This window comes from Massilia sp. HP4, assembly GCF_005222695.1.
In the GTDB taxonomy this organism is placed as follows: Bacteria; Pseudomonadota; Gammaproteobacteria; order Burkholderiales; family Burkholderiaceae_D; genus Telluria.
Genome location: NZ_STGG01000057.1, coordinates 200264 through 219565, shown reverse-complemented (window position 1 = coordinate 219565; position 19302 = coordinate 200264). Strand labels below are relative to the sequence as shown.

Annotated in this window: 16 protein-coding genes; 12 read left to right on the top strand and 4 right to left on the bottom strand. The window is 67.2% G+C overall.

All coding sequences use genetic code 11. From position 1 onward, the window contains the following. The first annotated feature begins 4 nt into the window (after positions 1-4). The 5 genes from E8M83_RS21755 to E8M83_RS21735 all read left to right on the top strand — a co-directional run bounded on the left by E8M83_RS21755 (position 5) and on the right by E8M83_RS21735 (position 5649). Positions 5-1210 (top strand): PepSY domain-containing protein, encoded by a 1206-nt coding sequence (locus E8M83_RS21755; protein WP_170976885.1) that lies wholly within the window; start codon positions 5-7, stop codon positions 1208-1210. 66 nt (positions 1211-1276) lie between these two features. After that, complete coding sequence (locus E8M83_RS21750) at positions 1277-1675, top strand: GntR family transcriptional regulator (RefSeq protein ID WP_137175433.1); 399 nt, start codon at positions 1277-1279, stop codon at positions 1673-1675. Continuing rightward, positions 1672-2421, top strand: a complete 750-nt coding sequence (locus tag E8M83_RS21745; protein WP_137175432.1) for an ABC transporter ATP-binding protein — start codon at positions 1672-1674, stop codon at positions 2419-2421. Before E8M83_RS21750 ends, E8M83_RS21745 begins: the two co-directional genes overlap by 4 nt. Beyond that, positions 2418-3827: a hypothetical protein gene (locus tag E8M83_RS21740; protein ID WP_137175431.1), complete on the top strand. Its 1410-nt coding sequence runs from the start codon at positions 2418-2420 to the stop codon at positions 3825-3827. Before E8M83_RS21745 ends, E8M83_RS21740 begins: the two co-directional genes overlap by 4 nt. Before the next feature lie 199 nt (positions 3828-4026). Next, the gene (locus E8M83_RS21735) at positions 4027-5649 is read left to right on the top strand and encodes a methyl-accepting chemotaxis protein (RefSeq protein ID WP_137175430.1); all 1623 of its coding nucleotides are present in this window, start codon (positions 4027-4029) and stop codon (positions 5647-5649) included. A gap of 40 nt (positions 5650-5689) precedes the next feature. On the opposite strand, the gene E8M83_RS21730 is transcribed toward E8M83_RS21735, so the two are convergent. Further along, positions 5690-6580: a bile acid:sodium symporter family protein gene (locus E8M83_RS21730; protein WP_137175429.1), complete on the bottom strand. Its 891-nt coding sequence runs from the start codon at positions 6578-6580 to the stop codon at positions 5690-5692. 207 nt (positions 6581-6787) lie between these two features. On the opposite strand from E8M83_RS21730, the gene E8M83_RS21725 reads away from it, so the two are divergent. After that, complete coding sequence (locus tag E8M83_RS21725; protein ID WP_137175428.1) at positions 6788-9292, top strand: PAS domain-containing protein; 2505 nt, start codon at positions 6788-6790, stop codon at positions 9290-9292. Positions 9293-9319: 27 nt separating this feature from the next. Here E8M83_RS21725 and ggt read toward each other — a convergent pair whose 3' ends face one another. Both ggt and E8M83_RS21715 read right to left on the bottom strand, forming a co-directional pair. Further along, positions 9320-11089, bottom strand: a complete 1770-nt coding sequence (ggt, locus tag E8M83_RS21720) for a gamma-glutamyltransferase (protein ID WP_170976884.1) — start codon at positions 11087-11089, stop codon at positions 9320-9322. Next, the gene (locus E8M83_RS21715) at positions 11089-11502 is read right to left on the bottom strand and encodes a hypothetical protein (protein ID WP_137175427.1); all 414 of its coding nucleotides are present in this window, start codon (positions 11500-11502) and stop codon (positions 11089-11091) included. Before E8M83_RS21715 ends, ggt begins: the two co-directional genes overlap by 1 nt. A gap of 170 nt (positions 11503-11672) precedes the next feature. Between E8M83_RS21715 and pstS the strand changes: the two genes are divergently transcribed. The 4 genes from pstS (at position 11673) to E8M83_RS21695 (ending at position 17341) form a co-directional block, all read left to right on the top strand. Then, positions 11673-12701 (top strand): phosphate ABC transporter substrate-binding protein PstS, encoded by a 1029-nt coding sequence (pstS, locus tag E8M83_RS21710; protein ID WP_137175426.1) that lies wholly within the window; start codon positions 11673-11675, stop codon positions 12699-12701. 108 nt (positions 12702-12809) lie between these two features. Then, the gene (locus tag E8M83_RS21705) at positions 12810-13472 is read left to right on the top strand and encodes a response regulator transcription factor (RefSeq protein WP_137175425.1); all 663 of its coding nucleotides are present in this window, start codon (positions 12810-12812) and stop codon (positions 13470-13472) included. A gap of 109 nt (positions 13473-13581) precedes the next feature. Next, positions 13582-16269, top strand: a complete 2688-nt coding sequence (locus tag E8M83_RS21700) for an EAL domain-containing protein (protein ID WP_137175424.1) — start codon at positions 13582-13584, stop codon at positions 16267-16269. A 232-nt stretch (positions 16270-16501) separates the two neighbouring features. Beyond that, the gene (locus E8M83_RS21695) at positions 16502-17341 is read left to right on the top strand and encodes an endonuclease/exonuclease/phosphatase family protein (protein WP_137175423.1); all 840 of its coding nucleotides are present in this window, start codon (positions 16502-16504) and stop codon (positions 17339-17341) included. Between the two features lie 5 nt (positions 17342-17346). On the opposite strand, the gene yghU is transcribed toward E8M83_RS21695, so the two are convergent. After that, positions 17347-18189 carry a glutathione-dependent disulfide-bond oxidoreductase gene (gene yghU / locus E8M83_RS21690; protein WP_137175422.1) on the bottom strand — a complete coding sequence of 281 codons (843 nt, stop codon included), beginning with the start codon at positions 18187-18189 and terminating at the stop codon, positions 17347-17349. 196 nt (positions 18190-18385) lie between these two features. Between yghU and E8M83_RS26365 the strand changes: the two genes are divergently transcribed. Both E8M83_RS26365 and E8M83_RS26360 read left to right on the top strand, forming a co-directional pair. Continuing rightward, the gene (locus E8M83_RS26365) at positions 18386-18523 is read left to right on the top strand and encodes a hypothetical protein (RefSeq protein WP_229491757.1); all 138 of its coding nucleotides are present in this window, start codon (positions 18386-18388) and stop codon (positions 18521-18523) included. A gap of 197 nt (positions 18524-18720) precedes the next feature. After that, on the top strand, positions 18721-19158 hold the full coding sequence (locus E8M83_RS26360) for a family 43 glycosylhydrolase (protein WP_229491749.1): 438 nt from the start codon (positions 18721-18723) through the stop codon (positions 19156-19158). Positions 19159-19302 lie beyond the last annotated feature (144 nt).

Genomic DNA, 19302 nt, shown 5'->3' with positions numbered 1-19302 from the left:
CGGAGTGGGCAGATCCCCGCGCGGCGCGCTGCTCCTGCTACACCGGTACATCGGACTGTTGCTGGCGCTGTTCCTGGCGCTGGCCGGCATCACCGGCAGCCTGCTGGCCTGGAACGAGGAACTGGAAGCGGTAATCAGCCCGCAGCTGTTCCGCGTGCAGCCGCCGGCGCCGTCCAGCGCACGGATCGACCCGGTACGGCTGCATGCGATGGTGAGGGAGCGCTATCCCGACGCCTTCGTGGCGCGCCTGCCGCTGGAGTACAGCGAAGGGCGCTCGGTGCTGTTCGCCTTGAAAGGCAAGCGCCTGGCGAATGACCAGGTGTTCATCGACCCCTACACCGGGCGCATTCTCGGCGAGCGCATGTGGGGCGATATCGGGCAGGGACGCAAGAACCTGATGCCGTTCATCTACCGCCTGCACTATGCGCTGGCGCTGGATGGCGCGGGCCTCTTCATCTTCGGCGTCGTGGCCCTGCTGTGGACTGTCGACTGCTTCATCGGCGCCTGGCTGACCCTGCCCCCGCGGCGTGCCGGTCCCTTGCCGCCATGGTGGCGGCGCTGGTGGTCGTCCTGGAAGCTGCGTGGCGGCAGCACCTATAAATTCAGTTTCAACCTGCACCGGGCGGGCGGATTGTGGACCTGGGCGCTGCTGTTCATGTTGGCGTGGAGTTCCGTCGCCTTCAACCTGCCGCAGGTGTATGAACCAGCGATGCGTTCGCTGTTCGCCCACCAGCGCGGCATGGAAGCCTTCCCCAGGCTGCCGGCGCCGAAGATGGCGCCGGACATCGGCTGGGAACAGGCCTTGCCGGCCGCGCGCCAGCTGATGGCGGGCCAGGCGCACGCCCTTGGTCTGCGGGTAGAGGCGGAAAAGTCGCTGCTGTACGATCCCGCGCGCGGCATCTACCGCTACGACGTGCGCACCAGTCGCGACATCCGCCATCGCGGCGGCCATACCCGGCTGGTGATGGATGGCGACAGCGGTGCGTTCAAGGTCCTGTGGCTGCCGACCGGCGCGGCCAGCGGCGATACCATCACCACCTGGCTCACCACGCTGCACATGGCGGCGCTGGGAGGATGGCCGGTACAGCTCTTGATCTGCGCACTGGGCCTGGCGGTGACCGCGCTCGGCGTGACGGGAATACTGATCTGGCTGAAAAAGAGGAGGGCGGCGCGGGTGGTGCGGGCGGTGCGTCATGCGCGCTTGACGTGAACCTTTTTGGTTGACAAAGCGCACACACATCGTTAGTGTATCAATCAACTAATACACTAATACGCGATGAGCAGCCACACACCCCAACTATTCTCGATCGTCCCCGGTTCGAGCGCGCCGATCTACCGGCAACTGGTGGACCAGGTGCGCCGGCTGGTGGTGGGCGGCCAGCTGGCGCCCGGCGATGCGCTGCCGTCGGTGCGCGAGGTCGCGCTGCAGCTCGCCGTCAACCCGATGACGGTCTCGAAGGCCTATGGCCTGCTCGAGCTCGAAGGCGTGCTGGAGCGCCGGCGCGGCGTCGGCATGCTGGTCGCCAGCGGCCAGCGCAGCGCGAGCGATGCCGGCGAGCGCCTGGCCCTGCTGCGCCCGACGCTGGAGCGCGCTGCACGCGAGGCGCGCGAACTCGAGCTCGACCCCGGCACCGTCCTCTCCCTTTTCAAAGACATCCTGAAGGAATCACCATGACCGCACTCCCGATCCAGATGCGCGGCGTCGCCAGGCGCTTCGGCAGCAAGACCGTACTCGACGGCCTCGACTGGGAAGTCGGGCCGGGCCAGGTGGTCGGCCTGCTGGGCCGCAACGGCGCCGGCAAGTCGACCCTGATGGAATGCATGCTGGGCCTGCGCGAGATCGATGGCGGCAGCATCGCATTGTTCGGCGAGTCGCCTGATACGCTGTCGGACGCGACCCGCGCCCGCATCGGCTATGTGCCGCAGAAGTCCGACCTGTTCGACTGGATGACGCCGCTGCAGATGCTGGACTACTTCAAGGCGCTGTATCCGCGCTGGAATGACGCCAAGGTCGCGGCGCTGCTCGAGCGTTGGGGCATCGACCTCGTCATGCGCAACAAGCCGATCCGGCGCCTGTCGGGCGGCGAGCAGCAGCGCCTGTCGATCGTCCGCGCGCTGGCCCACGATCCCGATCTGCTGGTGCTGGACGAGCCGGTCTCCGCCCTCGACCCGGCCGGCCGGCGCGATTTTCTCACCGAGCTGATCGACGGCGTGATCGAGCGCGGCACCACGGTCGTGTTCTCGACCCATATTCTCACCGACCTGGAGCGGGTGGCGCTGGACGTGGCCTTCATGAAGGACGGCCGCATCGCGCTCGAAGGCGACCTTGACGACCTGCTCGACGGCGCCGCCAATCATGTGGCGCCCGGCGTGCGCACGCCGTCGAACCTGGAGGAGCTGTTCATCGAGGTGACCCGATGAGCCCGCGCCTGGCCTTGTACGGGCTGTTGTGGCGGGCAGCGCTGGCGCAGGTGCATCCAACCGCCCACCGTATCGTCCTGTGGCTGACGCCGGTCGTGGCGCTGGCGGTCGTGGTGTTCGCATTGGACGTCCATGACGCGGCGACCGCGCTGAGGTGGGGCAGCAACACCCTGTTCGGCATGGTCCTGCTGGCCCTTGTCTGGGGCTATCTGCCAGGCGCCTTCAAGCTCAATACGCCCGCCAATGCCCGGCTTACTCCCGGCATGCGCGCGCGCCTGCTGGAGCTGGGCATGGCGGTCTGGCTGCTGTGCATATTCGGCATCGCGGCCGCCAATGCCGGAAGCGCGTCCGGTATTGCGCTGCCCGTGGTGTGGTTCATGGTGGCGTCGCTCGGCATGGGATTGGCGGCAACCGGAAGCGGCGCAGGCGCCGTGATCATGATCGCGATCTGGCCACTGATGGGCCTACCTTCCTACGTGCCGGAAACGGTGCGCGCCATGATGGCGCATGCGGCCTTCCTGCCGCTGGTTGCGGCCGTGCTGCTGCTGCCGGGCCTGGCGACGATGCGTGCGATCTTCCCGCAGGGCGGAGACCGGCATTGGCGCCTGCTGTCGAAGCCGGGCCTGTGGCGCAGCAAGAACACGTTCGGCAATCACGAGGGGGGCCGCTTCATGCGCTGGTGGCAGACCCGTTCGCTGCGCCGGGCGGCCAGCCGGCGCGACCTGGGCGGCATGCTGCTGCATGGCGCCGGGTCCGGCCTGCAATCAGGCGGCATCGTGCTCGCCATCGGCGCCGTGGGCCTGCTCGGACTGGCGCTGATGGGCCTGGTTCGTATCAGTGGAAATCCCGCGGCGGCCGAGTGGGTCGCCAACACGGGCTGGATGTGGAGCCTGATGCCCTTGGTGCTGTTTCAGCTGCATGCGATGCTCCTGGCCAGCATGACGGACAGGCCCGCCGGCCAGCCCTTGCTCAGGCTGGCGCCGGCCATGCCCACCACCACGCTGCGTTTCAACCGCCTGCTGGCATCCACGATCCTGCGCAGTTGCCTGGCAACATGGGCAGTTGCGGCAAGCGTGGCTTTCCTGCACAGCGCCTTGTCCGGCGCCGACGCGAACGGCATGGTGGCGACCGCGAGCGTGTGCTGCCTGGCGCTGCCGGCCCTGGTCCTGCCCTTGCGCGACCATGCCCGCCGCGCGCGCAGCAATGCGGTGCTGCAGTGGCTGCTGGCGCTGGCAATCAGCGGCGCCTGCCTGCTGCTCGCCATTCCCGCTGCGCGACTCGCGATGCTGCCGGTTTTGCCGACTGCCGCCGGCCTGGCCATCGCGCTGACGGCGTTCCTGGTGGCGCGCCGCTACCGCTCCATGCTCCGCGCACCGTTCGCTTTTCCCGCCGGAAGGCTGGATTGACGGGCAAAAGTCATTTTACTAATGACCGTGAGTCTTTCAATAACCTAGTTAGCAAAAGGGACAGATCGACCGTTCTTATTGTTGCAGAGCAACAACCAGGAATCTGCAATTTTGATACCAAACTTCGTTTTTTGCTGAAAAATAGTCGTACTGACGCTAAGGTTTACCTCTGGAACATAACTTTATCTTCAGGATAATCATGCTTTTCAAATTGACATTGCGCGTCCGGCTGATCGCCACCATGGCCATGCTGGGCTTCCTCATCACCGCCGTCGGCCTGCTCGGCATCTACGGCATGCGTGAAGACCACGCCGCACTGGAAGACGTGTACTCGAACCAGCTGGCATCGAGCATCGCGATCAACAATTCCAAGAACTTCCTGAACCGCGCGCGCTTCGGCCTGGATCGAGCCGTGTTCCATCCGGACGCGGCCGACGTCGGCAACACCCTGAGCCGCGCCAAGGGCTTCATCGGCGACTCGGACAAGGAATGGCAGCGCTACCTGGCCCTGCCGCGCAATGGCGAAGAGGCGGAACTGGCCAAGACCCTGGAAACCGAGCGCACCCGCTACATCAACGACGGCATGCTGGCGCTGGCCACGGCCGTCGAACAGATGAACGTCGAGCGTATCGAGGCGCTGTCGATGAAGGAAATGACGGCCCTGTACGGCACGTTCGACAAAGCCTCGGTGGCGCTGGACGATTACCAGTTGGCGACCGCCAAGGCCGGCTATGACGAGAGCGGCCGCCTGTTCGACATCCTGATGTGGGTCTCGGGCTCCAGCGTCGTGCTGGGCGTGCTGCTGGCGGCGGTATCGTCGTGGCTGCTGTTGCGCGCCATCATGCGTCCGCTCGAGCATGCGCTCGGCCACTTCGACGCGATGGCCCATGGCGACCTGTCGACCAGGGTCGCGATCGACCGCGATGACGAGATGGGCGCGCTGCTCAAGGGCCTGGCCACCATGCAGCAGCAACTGGCCGCCACCGTGCGCAGCGTGCGCGACAGCAGCCAGTCGATCGCCACCGCCAGCAGCGAAATCGCGGCCGGCAATATGAACCTGTCGAGCCGTACCGAATCGCAGGCCAGCAGCCTGGAAGAAACCGCATCCTCGCTCGAGGAACTGACCACCACCGTCCAGCATAATGCGGACAATGTGCGCCAGGCGAACAATGTGGCGCGCTCGGCGTCCGAAGTCGCGGTGCGCGGCGGCCAGCTGGTGTCCGAAGTGGTGCAGACCATGGGCGCCATCGACGCCTCGTCCAAGCGCATCGTCGACATCATCTCGGTCATCGACGGCATCGCCTTCCAGACCAATATCCTGGCGCTCAATGCGGCCGTGGAGGCGGCCCGTGCCGGCGAGCAGGGCCGCGGTTTCGCGGTCGTGGCCGGCGAAGTGCGCAACCTGGCGCAGCGTTCGGCGGCGGCGGCCAAGGAAATCAAGGAGCTGATCAGCACCTCGGTCAGCAACGTCGAGGCCGGCACGGCCCTGGTCGACAGCGCCGGCACCACCATGGATGAAATCGTCTCCAGCGTGACCCGCGTCAGCGACATCATGGCCGAGATCCTGGCTGCCGGCGAAGAGCAGACGGCCGGCATCCAGCAAATCAACGAGGCAGTCAGTCATATGGACCAGGCGACCCAGCAGAACGCCGCCCTGGTCGAGGAAGCCGCCGCCGCCACCGGCGCGCTGCAAGACCAGGCGCATGCGCTGCAGCAGATGGTGGGCGTGTTCAAGGTCGATGCCCAGGCGGCGAACCTGCCGCAGGCGCAGGCACGGGGGCGCGCGCACGCGGGCCACGAACGCATCGCACTGGCCGCCTGAAGCGGCACGTGGCCCCCGTGCAGGCGGGGGCTGAGGTCGTTCAGCGCGCCGCCGCCGGCGCGTTCGCGCTTTCTCCATGGCGGCGCAGCACCAGCAAGCCGAAGGCGGTCGCCAGCACATACATGCTGACCGAATAGATGGCCGCCGGCACCATCAGCTGAAAGTCGCCCAGCACCGACACCGCCACGAAGATCGCCAGCGTCGAATTGTGGATCCCGATCTCGTAGCCGATCGCGACCGCGTTCGGCTGGTCGAGGCCGGCGATGCGCGGCACGTAGTAGCCGAGGCCCAGGCTGGCCGCATTGAACAGCACCACCGCCAGCCCGACCGTGGCGAACGAAGCGGTCAGCGCATCCCACTCCTTGGCGAAGGCGATCAGCGCCAGCGCCGCCAGCACCGCCATCGAGAAGATCTTCATCGGCTTGTCGGTGCGCGCCGCGAAGCCCGGTGCGACGCGCTTGATCGCCATCCCGAGCGCCACCGGCACCAGCACGATGCCGATCACTTCCATCACCTTGCCGGTCTGCAGCGGCACCACCTGGCCGCTCTGCGAAAAGCTGGCGATGGCGAAGTTGGCGATCAGGGGCAGGGTCACGATCGACAGCAGGGTATTGATCGCCGTGAGCGAGATATTCATCGCCACGTTGCCGCCGAACAGGTGGCTGAACAGGTTGGCGGACACGCCGCCGGGCGAAGCCGCCAGCAGCATCAGGCCGATCGCGAACACCGGCGGCACGTCCAGCAGCACGACCAGGCCGTAGCACAGCGCGGGCAGCACCAGCGCCTGCAATGCCAGCGCCAGCAGCACCGCCTTCGGATGCCCGAGCAGGCGCCGGAAGTCGCCCACGGTGAGCGAGAGGCCCAGGCCGAACATGATCAGGGCCAGTGCGCCGATCAGCAGGGTGGGGAGCAAGGTTATGAAATCGGTCATCGCGTCTCCATCGTGTTTTTTATAGGGGAGGGCAGCGCGCCGGACTGCGCCTGCGCTGCTTTGCCAGTGTAGTCCAGCCGCATCCGAAAAAACCAGCGGCCCTGGATCCTGGATGACGCGTCGCTGATCCATTGCAACGCATGCAATAATGGCGCATGAACGTGCTCCTCCATCAGCCGGCAGTCTCCCGGACACCATACCGATTCCATGCATAGTCCGGGCCTGTTCCCCGCCGCCGGTGGCACGATGGGCACGGCGATCCGCAGCCATGACTGGTCCGCCTCGCCCCTCGGCCCGATTGACGCCTGGCCGCCCATCCTGCGCACCAGCCTGAATATCGTGCTGGACTCGGCCTTTCCGAGCTTCCTGGTGTGGGGACCGGAGCGGATCCTGCTGTACAACGACGCCTACGCCGAGATCCTGTGCGCCAAGCATCCGGCTGCGCTGGGCCGCCCCTTCCGCGCCGTCTGGCATGAGATCTGGGACGTGCTCGGTCCACTGGTCGAGCGCACGCTGGTAGGCGGCGAATCGCACCGGATGAGCGATATTCCCCTGGTCATGCAGCGCAAGGGCTACGCCGAACATACCTGGTTCACCTATTCCTACGGGCCGGTGCGCACCGACGCGGGCGAGATCCTCGGCCTGCTGTGCAACTGCATCGAAACGACCGAGACGATCCTTGGCCAGCGCCGCCAGGCGGCCGACGCGGCCGTGCTGCGCGAGCACGAGTCGGCCTCGCGCGAGGACGCCGAGCGGGTCCAGCTGGCGCTGGCCGCGGGCGCCATCATCGGCACCTGGTTCTGGCATTTGCCGACCGACCGCTTCACCGTCGACGAAGCCTTTGCGCGCGCCTTCGGCCTCGACCCGGCCATCGGCCGCACCGGGCTGTCGCTGGCCCAGGTCGTGGCCACGGTCCACCCCGACGACCAGGCCGGGCTGGCGCAGGCGATCAATACGGTGATTTCGCGCGGCGGCCATTACGCCCACCAGTACCGGGTGCGACGCGCCGACGGCCGCTATTACTGGATCGAAGCCAACGGCCGGGTCGACCTGGCGCCGGACGGCACCGGCCTGTTGTTCCCCGGGGTGCTGATCGACGTCGAGGCGCGGCGCGCGGTGGAGGCCGAGCGCGACGGGGCGATCCTCAAGCTGCGCGCGCTGAACGACCAGCTGGAACAGAAGGTCGTGGCCCAGGCGCGGGCACGCGGACGTACCTGGCAGCTCAGCCCCGACATCCTGGGCGTGCTCGATGCCGACGGTTTCATGGAGAGCTCGAACCCGGCCTGGCAAGCCACGCTGGGCTGGACCGAGGACGAGGTGGCCGCCACGCCCTTCCTCGACTTCATCCATCCGGATGACCGCGCCGCCACCGAGACCGCCTGGCGCGATGCGCGCGATCACGGCATCCGGGCCATGCGGATCGAGAACCGCTACCGGCACCAGGCCGGCGGCTGGCGCTGGCTGTCATGGGTGGCGGTGCCGGACGGCGGCAAGGTGTACTGCTCGGCGCGCGACATCAGCGTCGAGCGCGAACGCCAGGCCGAGCTGGAGCGCGCGCACGAACAGCTGCGCCATTCGCAGAAGATGGAAGCGGTCGGCCAGCTCACCGGCGGCCTGGCGCACGACTTCAACAACCTGCTGGCCGGCATCGCGGGCAGCCTGGACCTGGTCAAGCTGCGCCTGAGGCAGGGCCGCACCGACGAGATCGAGCGCTACGTCGCGGTGGCCCAGGGAGCAAGCAGGCGGGCGGCGGCGCTGACCCACCGCTTGCTGGCATTCTCGCGGCGCCAGACGCTGGCGCCGCGCGCCACCTGCGTCAACACCCTGGTCGACGGCCTGCTGGACATGATCCGGCGCACGGTCGGCCCCGGCGTGCTGGTCGAGCCGGACTACGACGCCACGCCGTGGGCGGCGCTGGTCGACCAGTCTCAGCTCGAGAACGCGCTGCTGAACCTGTGCATCAATGCGCGCGACGCCATGCCGGAAGGCGGGCGCATCGTGATCGCCACCGCCAACCGCGTGCTCGACCCGGACGCCGCGCGTGCCTGCGAGCTGCCGCCCGGCGACTATCTCGTGCTGTCGGTCGCCGACAGCGGCACCGGCATGGCGCCGGGCGTACTGGCCAAGGCCTTCGAACCCTTCTTCACCACCAAGCCGCTGGGCCAGGGCACGGGACTCGGCCTGTCGATGATCTATGGCTTCGCCAGGCAGTCGGGTGGGCAGGTGGCCATCGATTCGCAGGTGGGGCAGGGCACCACGGTCAGCATCTTCCTGCCGCGCCACCGCGGCGCGGCCGAGGGCGGCCAGGCGGCTTCGGCCCCGGAGGCGGCGCCCCAGGCCGGCCGGGGCGAGACGATCCTGGTGGTGGACGACGAGCCGAGCGTGCGCATGCTGGTGGTCGACCTGCTGGAGGATCTCGGCTACCAGGTGCTGCAGGCCGGGGACGGCGCCGCCGGGCTGGCGTTGCTGCAATCGACGGCGCGCATCGACCTGCTGGTGTCCGACGTCGGCCTGCCGGGCATGATGAATGGCCGCCAGATGGCCGATGCGGCGCGCATCGGGCGTCCCTGGCTGAAGGTACTGTTCATCACCGGCTATGCCGAAGCCGCCTTGCTCGACCATGGACAGCTGGCGCCCGGCATGTCGGTGCTGACCAAGCCGTTCTCGATCGAGGCGATGGCGCAGCGGGCGCGCGAACTGCTGGCGCGCTAGGCAGTCGCCGGGGCCATGTCGGACTCGCTAGTGCCCGCGGCGCTGCACCAGCGCCGTGCCGACGCCGTGGCGCTTGCCTTCGCTGACGGCGGTCACGGTGCCATCCGGGTTGAACACCAGCGCATTCGCGGCGCCGATTTCTTCGGCCGGCGTTTCCCAGCGCTGGCCGAAGCCTTCGAGCGCACGTGCCTGCGCCGTGTCCCCAAAGCCCGGCTCGACCGAGGTCGCGGCCGCATTGCGCTGGCTGATGCGCGGCGCGTCGAGCGCCCGGTCCATCGGCATGCCGAAGTCGACGTAGTTGACGATGGTCTGCAGCACGGTGGTGATGATGGTCGAGCCGCCCGGGCTGCCGATGCTGAAGGCCGGCTTGCCGTCCTTGAGCGCGATGGTCGGCGCCATGCTAGAGCGCGGCCGCTTGCCGGCTTCCGGCACATTGGGGTGCGGGCTGGCGAAGTCGAAATCTGTCAGCTCGTTATTGAGCAGGAAGCCGTAGCCCGGCACCACGATGCCGCTGCCGCCCCAGGATTCGATGGTGAAGGTATACGACACCACATTGCCCTCTTTGTCGGACACCGTCAGGTGGGTGGTGTGCGCGCTTTCGGGCGCCAGCTTGACGGTGGCGGCCGGCTGGGTGCGCAAGGGGATGCTCGGGTCGTCCTGGTAGCGATACGGGTCGCCCGCCGCTACCACGCCCGGCGCGGCCTTGCGTGGATCGATCAGCGCACGCCGCTCGGCCGCATACTTCTTCGAGAGCAGGCCGGCCAGTGGGGCGTCAATGTATTCGGGATCGGCCAGGTAGGCATTGCGGTCCGCAAAGGCCAGCCGGCTGGCCTCGAGATACAGGTGCTCGGCCTCGGCGCGCGGCAAGGAGCGCAGCTCATAGCCCTCGAGGATATTGAGTGCATGCGCCACGGTCGGGCCGCCGCTGCTGGGCAGGGGCATGCCGATCAGTTCATACCCACGGTAGCTGCTGCGCAGGGCCGGCCGGATGCGCGCCTCGTAGTTGGCCAGGTCGGCCATGGTCATGGCGCCAGCAGCGACCCGCACACCCTTGGTCACCGGCGGCCGGTTGACGCTGTCGACGATGGCGCGCGCGATCGGCCCCTCATAGAAGGCCTTCACGCCACCTTGCGCGATCTCGCGGTAGGCGCGCGCCATGCCGGGATTGCGCAGCAGGGTGCCGGCGGGCAGCGCCTTGCCCTGGTGCAGATAGAGCGCGCTCGTGGACGCGAACTGGCGAAATTTCTTCTCGTTCTGGCCCGCCAACCCGCTAAAGTTGGCGTCGACCACGAACCCCTTGTCGGCCACCGCGATCGCCGGCGCCAGCACCTGTGCAAAACGCATGCTGCCGTAGCGTGCGAGCGCCTCGTGCCAGCCGCGCACCGTGCCCGGTACGCCGACCGACAGGCCGCTGGCGACCGCCGTCTCGAAGTCCAGCGGCTTGCCGTCGGGCTGGAACAGTTGCGGGCCGGCCTTGCGCGGCGCCGTCTCGCGGTGGTCGATGGTAATCGCACGCTTGTCCTTGGCCAGGTAGATCACCATGAACCCGCCGCCGCCGATGCCGCAGCTGAAGGGATCGGTGACGCCCAGCGTGGCGGCTGCCGCCACTGCGGCGTCGATCGCATTGCCGCCCTGGTCCAGGATGGCCAGCGCCGACTGCGAGGCATGAAAGCTGATGGTGGCGACCGCACCGCCGGTGCCGGTCGCCACCGGCGCCGCCGTAGCGGGCACGACGACGATCGCCAGGGCCAGGCCGCATGCCAGTGCGGCCTGCCGCGCTGCGCGGGCCGGCGCCACTAGCTGCCGTACATATTGAATACCACCGGATACGCGGCCGGCCGGCTGTCGGCCATGCCGCGCGGCTGCGGCACGAACGAGGGATCGAGCTCGATGCGCGCGCCGCGCAGGGCGGGCGAGGTATAGCCCGGCTTGCCCTGCACCAGCCAGAAGCCCTGGGCCACGTTATTGATGCGCAGGGTGAAGCGGTAGGCGAGCTGGCCGGCCCAGATGCAGCGCGCATTGTCGGGGCAGCGGCTGTCGTCGGCGCCCTCGTAGGTGAGGGACAGGCGCTGGTCGATCGGCTGCGGCGGCAGGCTCAGTGTCTGGCGCTCGGCCAGCGTGTACTGGGCGTCGGGCAATTGTTCGTGCGTGGCGCAGGCCGACAGCAGGCCGGCGGCGGCGATGGAGAGGACGCAGGGCAGGGTGCGCATCGGTGTCATCCAGGGTTTGACGGGAAAAGCCATGATAGCAAAACCGCAAGGGGGCGGTCGCGTGACAACAAAAATACAAGCGATGATCAAGTCATAAACAGGTCATATTCGGCAGCTATTCTTTTCCATGTAGTCCAAAACATACCCCTTAACCAGAGTTAGGAATAACAATGTTCAAGAAGATCCTCGCCGGCGCTGCCGCCACGCTCGTGATGACGACCTCGTTCGCCGCCGACATTACCGGCGCGGGCGCGACCTTCCCGTACCCGATCTACGCCAAGTGGGCTGAAAGCTACAAAGCCGCCACCGGCACCGGCCTGAACTACCAGTCGGTCGGCTCGGGCGCCGGCATCAAGCAGATCAAGGCGAAGACCGTGGACTTCGGCGCATCGGACATGCCGCTGAAAGCGGAAGAGCTGGACAAGGAAGGCCTGATGCAGTTCCCGGCCATCATGGGCGGCGTGGTCGCCGTGGTCAACGTCGAAGGCGTGACCCCAGGCCAGCTGAAGATGACCGGTCCGCTGCTGGCCGACATCTACATGGGCAAGATCACCAAGTGGAATGCCGCTGAAATCGCCGCCCTGAACCCAGGCGTGAAACTGCCGGCCGCCGACATCACCGTCGTGCACCGCGCCGACAGCTCGGGCACCTCGTTCCTGTTCACCGACTTCCTGGCCAAGACCAGCCCGGCATGGAAAGAGTCGATCGGTTCGGGCACCACCGTGAAGTGGGCCGTGGGCGTCGGTGGCAAGGGCAACGAAGGCGTCGCCGCCAACGTGCAGCGTATCAAGGGCGCGATCGGCTACGTCGAGTGGGCCTACGCCAAGAAGAACAAGCTGTCGCACACCATGCTCCGCAACAAGGAAGGCGTCGACCTGCAACCGTCGGATGACGTGTTCAAGGCCGCTGCCGCCAACGCCGAGTGGACCAAGGCCCCAGGCTTCGGCGTGGTGCTGACCGACGGCGCCGGCAAGCAAAGCTGGCCGATCACCGGCGTGTCGTACATCCTGATGCACAAGACCCAGGCCGACGCCAAGAAAGGCCAGGAAGTCGTGAAGTTCTTCGACTGGTCGTTCAAGAACGGCGCGCCGGCAGCCGCCGAACTGGACTACGTGCCGATGCCAGCCAGCGTCGTCAAGCAAGTGCAGGACGCATGGAAAGCCAACCTGAAGGATGCTTCGGGCAAGGCCATCATGTAACTCGCCTTCACGGCAACCAATCCGGCAGCCACGCTGCCGGATTTTTGTTGGTGCGGCCGCGTGCAAGCGCGGTTGCGCCGATGCCTCTCCTCTCTTTTTGGGCATCCCATGACAACGGCGAACACGATCGTCCTGGTGATCGACGACAAGCCGGCCATTGCCGAGCTGCTCAAGTTCTCGCTGCACGAGGACGAGTGGGTCTGGCATAACGTGCCGAGCCTGGCGCAAGCCTGGGACTTCATCGGGCGCGAGCGCCCTGAACTCTTGCTGCAGGAATCGATGCTGCGCCACGAGGGCGGCATGCGCCTGCTGGCGCGCCTGCGCGGCGACCGCCGCCTGCGCGAGCAGCCGGTCATCCTGCTGGCGGCCGAATGCGCGGACGGCGAACGTCCCGCCAGCCTGCCGGCGCCGGTCAGCCATCCCGAATTCATTCCCCAGGCGCCGGCCGACGAGGCGCGCGAACTGTCGCCCGAATCGCGCCTGCTGCGCTCCGGCCGCCTGGTGCTCGATCCGCTCAGCTGCAGCGTGCGGGTCGGCAATCACAAGGTCGAGGTCAGGCATGCCGAATACCGGCTGCTGCGCTTCCTGCTATGCCATCCGGGCCAGGTGTTTTCGCGCACCCAGCTGCTCGAGCAGCTGTGGGAAGCGCATGCCTCGCTCGACCAGCGCACGGTGGACGTGCACGTGCTGCGCCTGCGCAAGGCGCTGGGCCGGGCCAAGTCGCTGATCAAGACCGTGCGCGGCGCCGGTTACATGCTGTCGCCGACCTGATCGTCGAAAGGAGCCCCGCCGGGCGGGGTTTCTCCAATATCGGTCATGTCACACCGCTGACATGTTTGCTATCTAGACTGGCGGCAACTTCTCTTTTTCCGTCCGCAGTATGAGCAAACATCCCGGCCTCGCCCCTTACCTGGACCCAGCACGCAGCAACCGCTTCCTGGTCCTGCTCTGGCCGCTGCTGGCCCTGCTGGTGGTGCTCGCGCTATGGGCGGCGACCCTGTTGCGGGTCGAGGCCGAGCAGGAGCGCGTCGCGAGCCAGGCGCGCAAGGACGTGGCGGCCTACGCCGAAGCCTACGAGCAGTACATCACGCGCTCGGTGGCGCAGATGGACCAGATCACGATGCAGCTGAAATTCAGCTGGGAGAATTCGCGCGAAGCGGGCCTGCTCGACGAGATGCGGCGCGACGGCATGTTCACCGACAGCGCCTTCCACGTGGTGGCGGTGCTCGACCGCGGCGGCGTGGTGCGTTCCAGCACGCGCGCGGGCCTGCTCGGCGCCGACCTGTCGGCCGGTCCCTATTTCAACCATCACCGCGACAACAACTCGACCGCGCTGCGGGTCGGCACCGCGCCCACGCATTTCAGCGCGGCCGACGACGTGGTGCTGTTCACGCGCCGCCTCGAGACCGCCGAGGAAGAATTCGACGGCGTGGTGCTGATGGCGGTCGACGCCCGCTACTTCACGTCCTTCCTCAGCCCGGCCACCATCGGCGCCGGCGGCATCGTGGCGCTGGCCGGCAGCGAAGGGCGGCTGCGGGTCGAGCAGCGCAGCAACGGCGCATCGTTCGCGGATGCGGTCGCTCTGCCGCGGCGCGACGTTCCCTGGTCGGGCGAACAGGGCGTGCGCCTGGTCGAGGGCGCCGACGGCTTCACCGACGGCCAGGCGCGCGTGCTGGGCTGGCGCCAGTCGGGCGCCTACCCGCTGGTGGCGCTGGTCGGCCTGCCGCAGACCGAGGCGCTGGCCGCCAACAACGGCTACTGGATCGAGAGCCGCGACCGCGCGATCGTGGCCACCCTGTTCCTGGTGCTGCTGGGCGCGGCCGGGGCGGTGCTGGCGCGCCGCGCGGTGGCGCGCGAGAAGGAACAGGACGAGGTGCGGCGCGCCTACCGCACCGCCACCGAGAGCGGTAACGACGGCTTCTACATGGCCTCGGCGATACGCGCGCGCGACGGCCAGATCATGGATTTCCGCATCGTCGACTGCAACGAGCGCGGCGCCTTCTTCTATGGCGTGACGCGCGACGCGCTGGTCGGATCGAGCCTGACCGAGATCGACAGCGGCCTGTTCGGCGAAGAACTGCTGGCCACCTACCGCAAGGCGATGGAAAGCGGCTTCCATGAAGACGACCGCAAGATGCCGAGCGATAACCGGCTCAATATCAGCTGGGGCCGGCGGCGCCTGGTCCGGGTCGGCAACGGCCTGGCGGTGACCCTGCAGGACATCAGCGAGAAAAAGGAACACGAGGCGCAGCTCGAACGCCTGGCGAACGAGGATTCCCTGACCGGCCTGGCCACCCGCCACGCCTTCCTGGAACGCATGCCGGCCATGCTGGCCCAGGCGCAGGTCGCCGGCACCGGCGCCGCGCTGCTGTTCATCGACCTGGACGAATTCAAGCATGTGAACGATACCCACGGCCACGCCACCGGCGACCAGTTGCTGAAAGCGGCCGCCATCCGCCTGCTGTCGCTGCTGCGTCCGAGCGATCAGGTGGCGCGCTTCGGCGGCGACGAATTCGTGGTGCTGCTCACGCCCTGCGACGGCGAACGCCAGGCCGCTTCGGTGGCGGCGCGCATCGTCGAGGCCTTCGGGGTGCCGTTCCTGATCGGCGACGAGCTGCACGCGGTGGGTTCCTCGATCGGCATCAGCCTGTACCCGCGCGACGGCCTGGATGCCGAGACCCTGGTCAAGCACAGCGATATCGCCATGTACGTCGGCAAGAACGAGGGCAAGGGCCAGTACCGCTTCTTCGATCCATCGCTGTCCTCGACCCTCAATTCGCGCGCGCGGCTGAAGCAAAATATGCTGGAAGCGTTGGAGGCCGACCAGTTCGTGCTGTACTACCAGCCGCGCGTGGATGCACATAGCGGTGAGTTGCTGAGCATGGAAGCGCTGGTGCGCTGGCGCCATCCGACCCTGGGCATGGTGGCGCCGGGCGAGTTCATCCCGCTGGCCGAAGCCACCGGCCTGATCGTGCGCATCGGCGAGACCGTGATCGACAAGGCCTGCGCCCAACTGGCCGCCTGGCGCGAAGCCGGCGTGGCGCTGGTGCCGGTCTCGATCAACGTCTCGCCCAAGCAATTCCTGCGCGGCGGCGTGCAGCGCCAGCTGAGCGCGGCGCTGCTGCGCCACCGCGTGCCGGCCAGCCTGATCGAAGTCGAGATCACCGAGTCGGCGATGATGGGCGACCAGGACGATATCCTGGCCGAACTGGCGGCCCTGCGTTCGCTTGGGGTGAAGCTGCATGTGGACGATTTCGGCACCGGCTACTCGTCGCTGTCGCAGTTGCAGCGCCTGAAGATGGACGTGCTGAAGGTCGACCGCGCCTTTACTACCGAGCTGGCCAACTCGAAAGAGGGCAAGGTGTTCTTCCAGGCCATCGTGTCGATGGCGCATGCGCTGGGGATGTCGGTGGTGGCCGAGGGCGTCGAGACCGAGGAACAGTTGGCGATCCTGCGCAACCTCGATTGCAACGAGGTGCAGGGCTACTACATCGCGCGCCCGGTGCCGGCCAACGAGATGGCGGTGATGATGGAGCGGCGCTATCTGCTCGATGGCGCGGTGGCGTAGGGTCGGCGGCTATGCCGCCGACGCGGTGATGGTTGGCAGCGAGATCATCCGGCGCGATATCGGAGCCGGTAACGATCACCGCGTTGGCGGCGAAGCCGCCAACCCTACCTGTCCGAACACGGGCGCCGTTTACTAAAGCGCGTAAACTGCGACGCTTTTCGACAAGTTTGCGCGATGGTGCGGGTGGATTGTGGTTAACTTGTCCTGGTATCTACTTTCCCGACACCGCACCATGAAGATTTTCCTGTCACTTTTCACCGCGCTCGCCATCCTCGTCCTGTCTTGCAGCGCCGCTGCCGCACCAATGAACGTCGCCAGCTTCAACCTGCGCATGAACACACCCCAGGACGGCCCGAATGCCTGGCCGGCGCGCAAGGAGATGGTCAAGGCGCTGATACGCCACCACGGATTCGACATCGTCGGCACCCAGGAAGGGCTGCCCGAGCAGATCGCCGAGCTGGCGACGATGAACGAATTCGACCACGTCGGCGTCGGCCGCGACGACGGCAAACAGGCCGGCGAGCATTCGGCCATCTTCTATCGCAAGAGCCGCTTCGCGCTGCTGGACAAGGGCGATTTCTGGCTCAGCGAAACGCCCGACCGTCCCTCGCTGGGCTGGGACGCCACCTGCTGCAACCGCATCGTGTCATGGGCCAAGCTGCGCGAGCGCGACAATGGCCGCGTGTTCTACGTGTTCTCGGCGCACTTCGACCACGAGGGCGTGGTCGCGCGCCGCGCATCAAGCGACCTGCTGCTGCAAAAGATCGCCGACATCAGCCGCGGCGAGCCGGCGATCTGCGTGGGCGACTTCAATTCGACGCCCGACACGCCGCAGATGCAGGCGATGGCCAGGGCCATGCGCGACGCCCGGCAGGTGAGCCAGACGCCGCCCTACGGGCCGGTCGGCACCTACAATGGCTTCAAGTTCGACGCGCCGATGCGCGACCGCATCGACTACATCTTCGTCGACCGGCATGTCGACGTGCTGGGCTATGCAGTGCTGAGCGATTCGCTGCACGGGCGCTTCCCGTCCGACCACCATCCGGTGGTCGCACGCATCGCATTCAGGTAAGGCGGTCAGTCGAGGTCGGACGCCGCGTGCCGCTCGTGCACCTGGTCGGCTTCCGGTCCGAATGAGCGGTTGACCTTGCGGCCGCGGATGACGGCCGGCCGCGCGGCGATCTCGTCGGCCCAGCGTTTCACGTGCTTGTATTCGTGCACCGACAGGAATTCGGCCGCCTCGTACAACTGGCCCAGCACCAGGCCGCCATACCAGGGCCAGATCGCCATGTCGGCGATCGTGTATTCGTCGCCCGCGACAAAACGCTTGTCGGCCAGGTGGCGATCGAGCACGTCGAGCTGGCGCTTGGCTTCCATTGCATAGCGGTCGATCGGGTATTGCAGTTTTTCGGGCGCATAGGCATAGAAGTGGCCGAAACCGCCGCCCACGAAGGGCGCCGAACCCATTTGCCAGAACAGCCAGTTCATGGTCTCGGCGCGTGCGATGCCGTCCTGCGGCAGGAAGGCGCCGAATTTCTCGGCCAGGTAGACCAGGATCGAACCGGATTCGAACACGCGCACCGGCTCGGCGCCACTGCGGTCGACCAGGGCCGGGATCTTCGAATTGGGGTTGGCCTCGACGAAGCCGCTCGAGAACTGCATGCCCTCGTTAATCCTGATCAGCCAGGCATCGTATTCGGCGCCGGCGTGACCGGCCGCCAGCAGTTCTTCGAGCAGGATCGTGACCTTCACGCCGTTCGGCGTGGCCAGCGAATACAGCTGCAGCGGATGCTTGCCGACCGGGAGTTCCTGGTCGTGGGTGGGGCCGGCGACCGGGCGGTTGATGCTGGCGAAGGCGCCGCCCGAGGAAGCAGGGGGCGTCCAGACTTTCGGTGGGACGTAGGATGCTTGGTCAGCCATGTGATCTCCTTGAAACCTGGTCAAAAAAATCATTCTAGCCAAAGGGAGAGAAACGCGTCGGAAGCGGCCCCGAAATGCGATTTGCTGCAAGATTCCTACGATTTTCTGCATTGTCATCGTTGAAAGGGCCGCCGCCGCTGGCCCCGGCGCCCGGTATTTCCTATCCTGTCCGGTCTATCACGAGAAAGGCCCGGACATGAGCAACCCTTCGCGCCGCGGTGCCATCAAGACCCCGCTGGCCGGAACCAGCCTGCCGGCGCTGCCGGCAGTGGCGGCATCGAAGGCCAGCGCCAGGCCGACCTGGTCAACTGGCGTCCGGTCGCGCCGGCGCTGAGCAAACCCTTGGGAGCGATCTGGGCGAGGACGGCAAGCGCTACCCGTTCGTCAACGGCATCCGCAAGATCCGCCTCCGCGACGATGGCCTGGCCACCGACGGCCAGCGGGAAAAGCCTACGGGCCGTGGCGCTATCCCGCCGGCTGGGTGGTCGAGAACTTCGCGCCGGAAGGCCCCGAGCTGCTGCGGCGCGGAAAATGGTTTTATCTGGTGACGGCGGTCGGCGGCACCGCCGGCCCGGTCACCGGCTGGTGATCGCGGCGCGCTCGACCTCGATCCACGGCCCCTGGGAACACTGCCCACACAACCCGCTCGTGCGTTCCCTGTCCACGGCCGAGCCATGGTGGTCGCGCGGCCATGCGACCCTGGTCGAGGGCCCGGCCGGCGCCTGGTGGATGATCTACCAGGGCGACGAGAATGGCTACCGCACGCTGGGACGGCAAACCCTGCTCGAACCGGTCGAATGGACCGATGACGGCTGGTTCCGCGCCCTGGGCGGTGACCTGTCGCGGCCGCTGACGACGACCACGTCGTCACCTGGCGCTATTCCCGCGATGGCGGCAAGAGCTGGACCCTGCACGGCACGCGGATGGAGGTGTCCGGCATCCACCACAATGTGTTCGGCGGTTTCCTGAGCCTGAAGGTCGGCGTCTATTGCGCAGGAACCGGCGCGGTGACGCTGGCCGAGTTCCGCTACCGCGCGCTGGAGCCAGGCTGGCGACGGTATCGGCTGGCTTGACCTTCCGGATGAGTGCGCCATACTATATAGGGTACCCAGG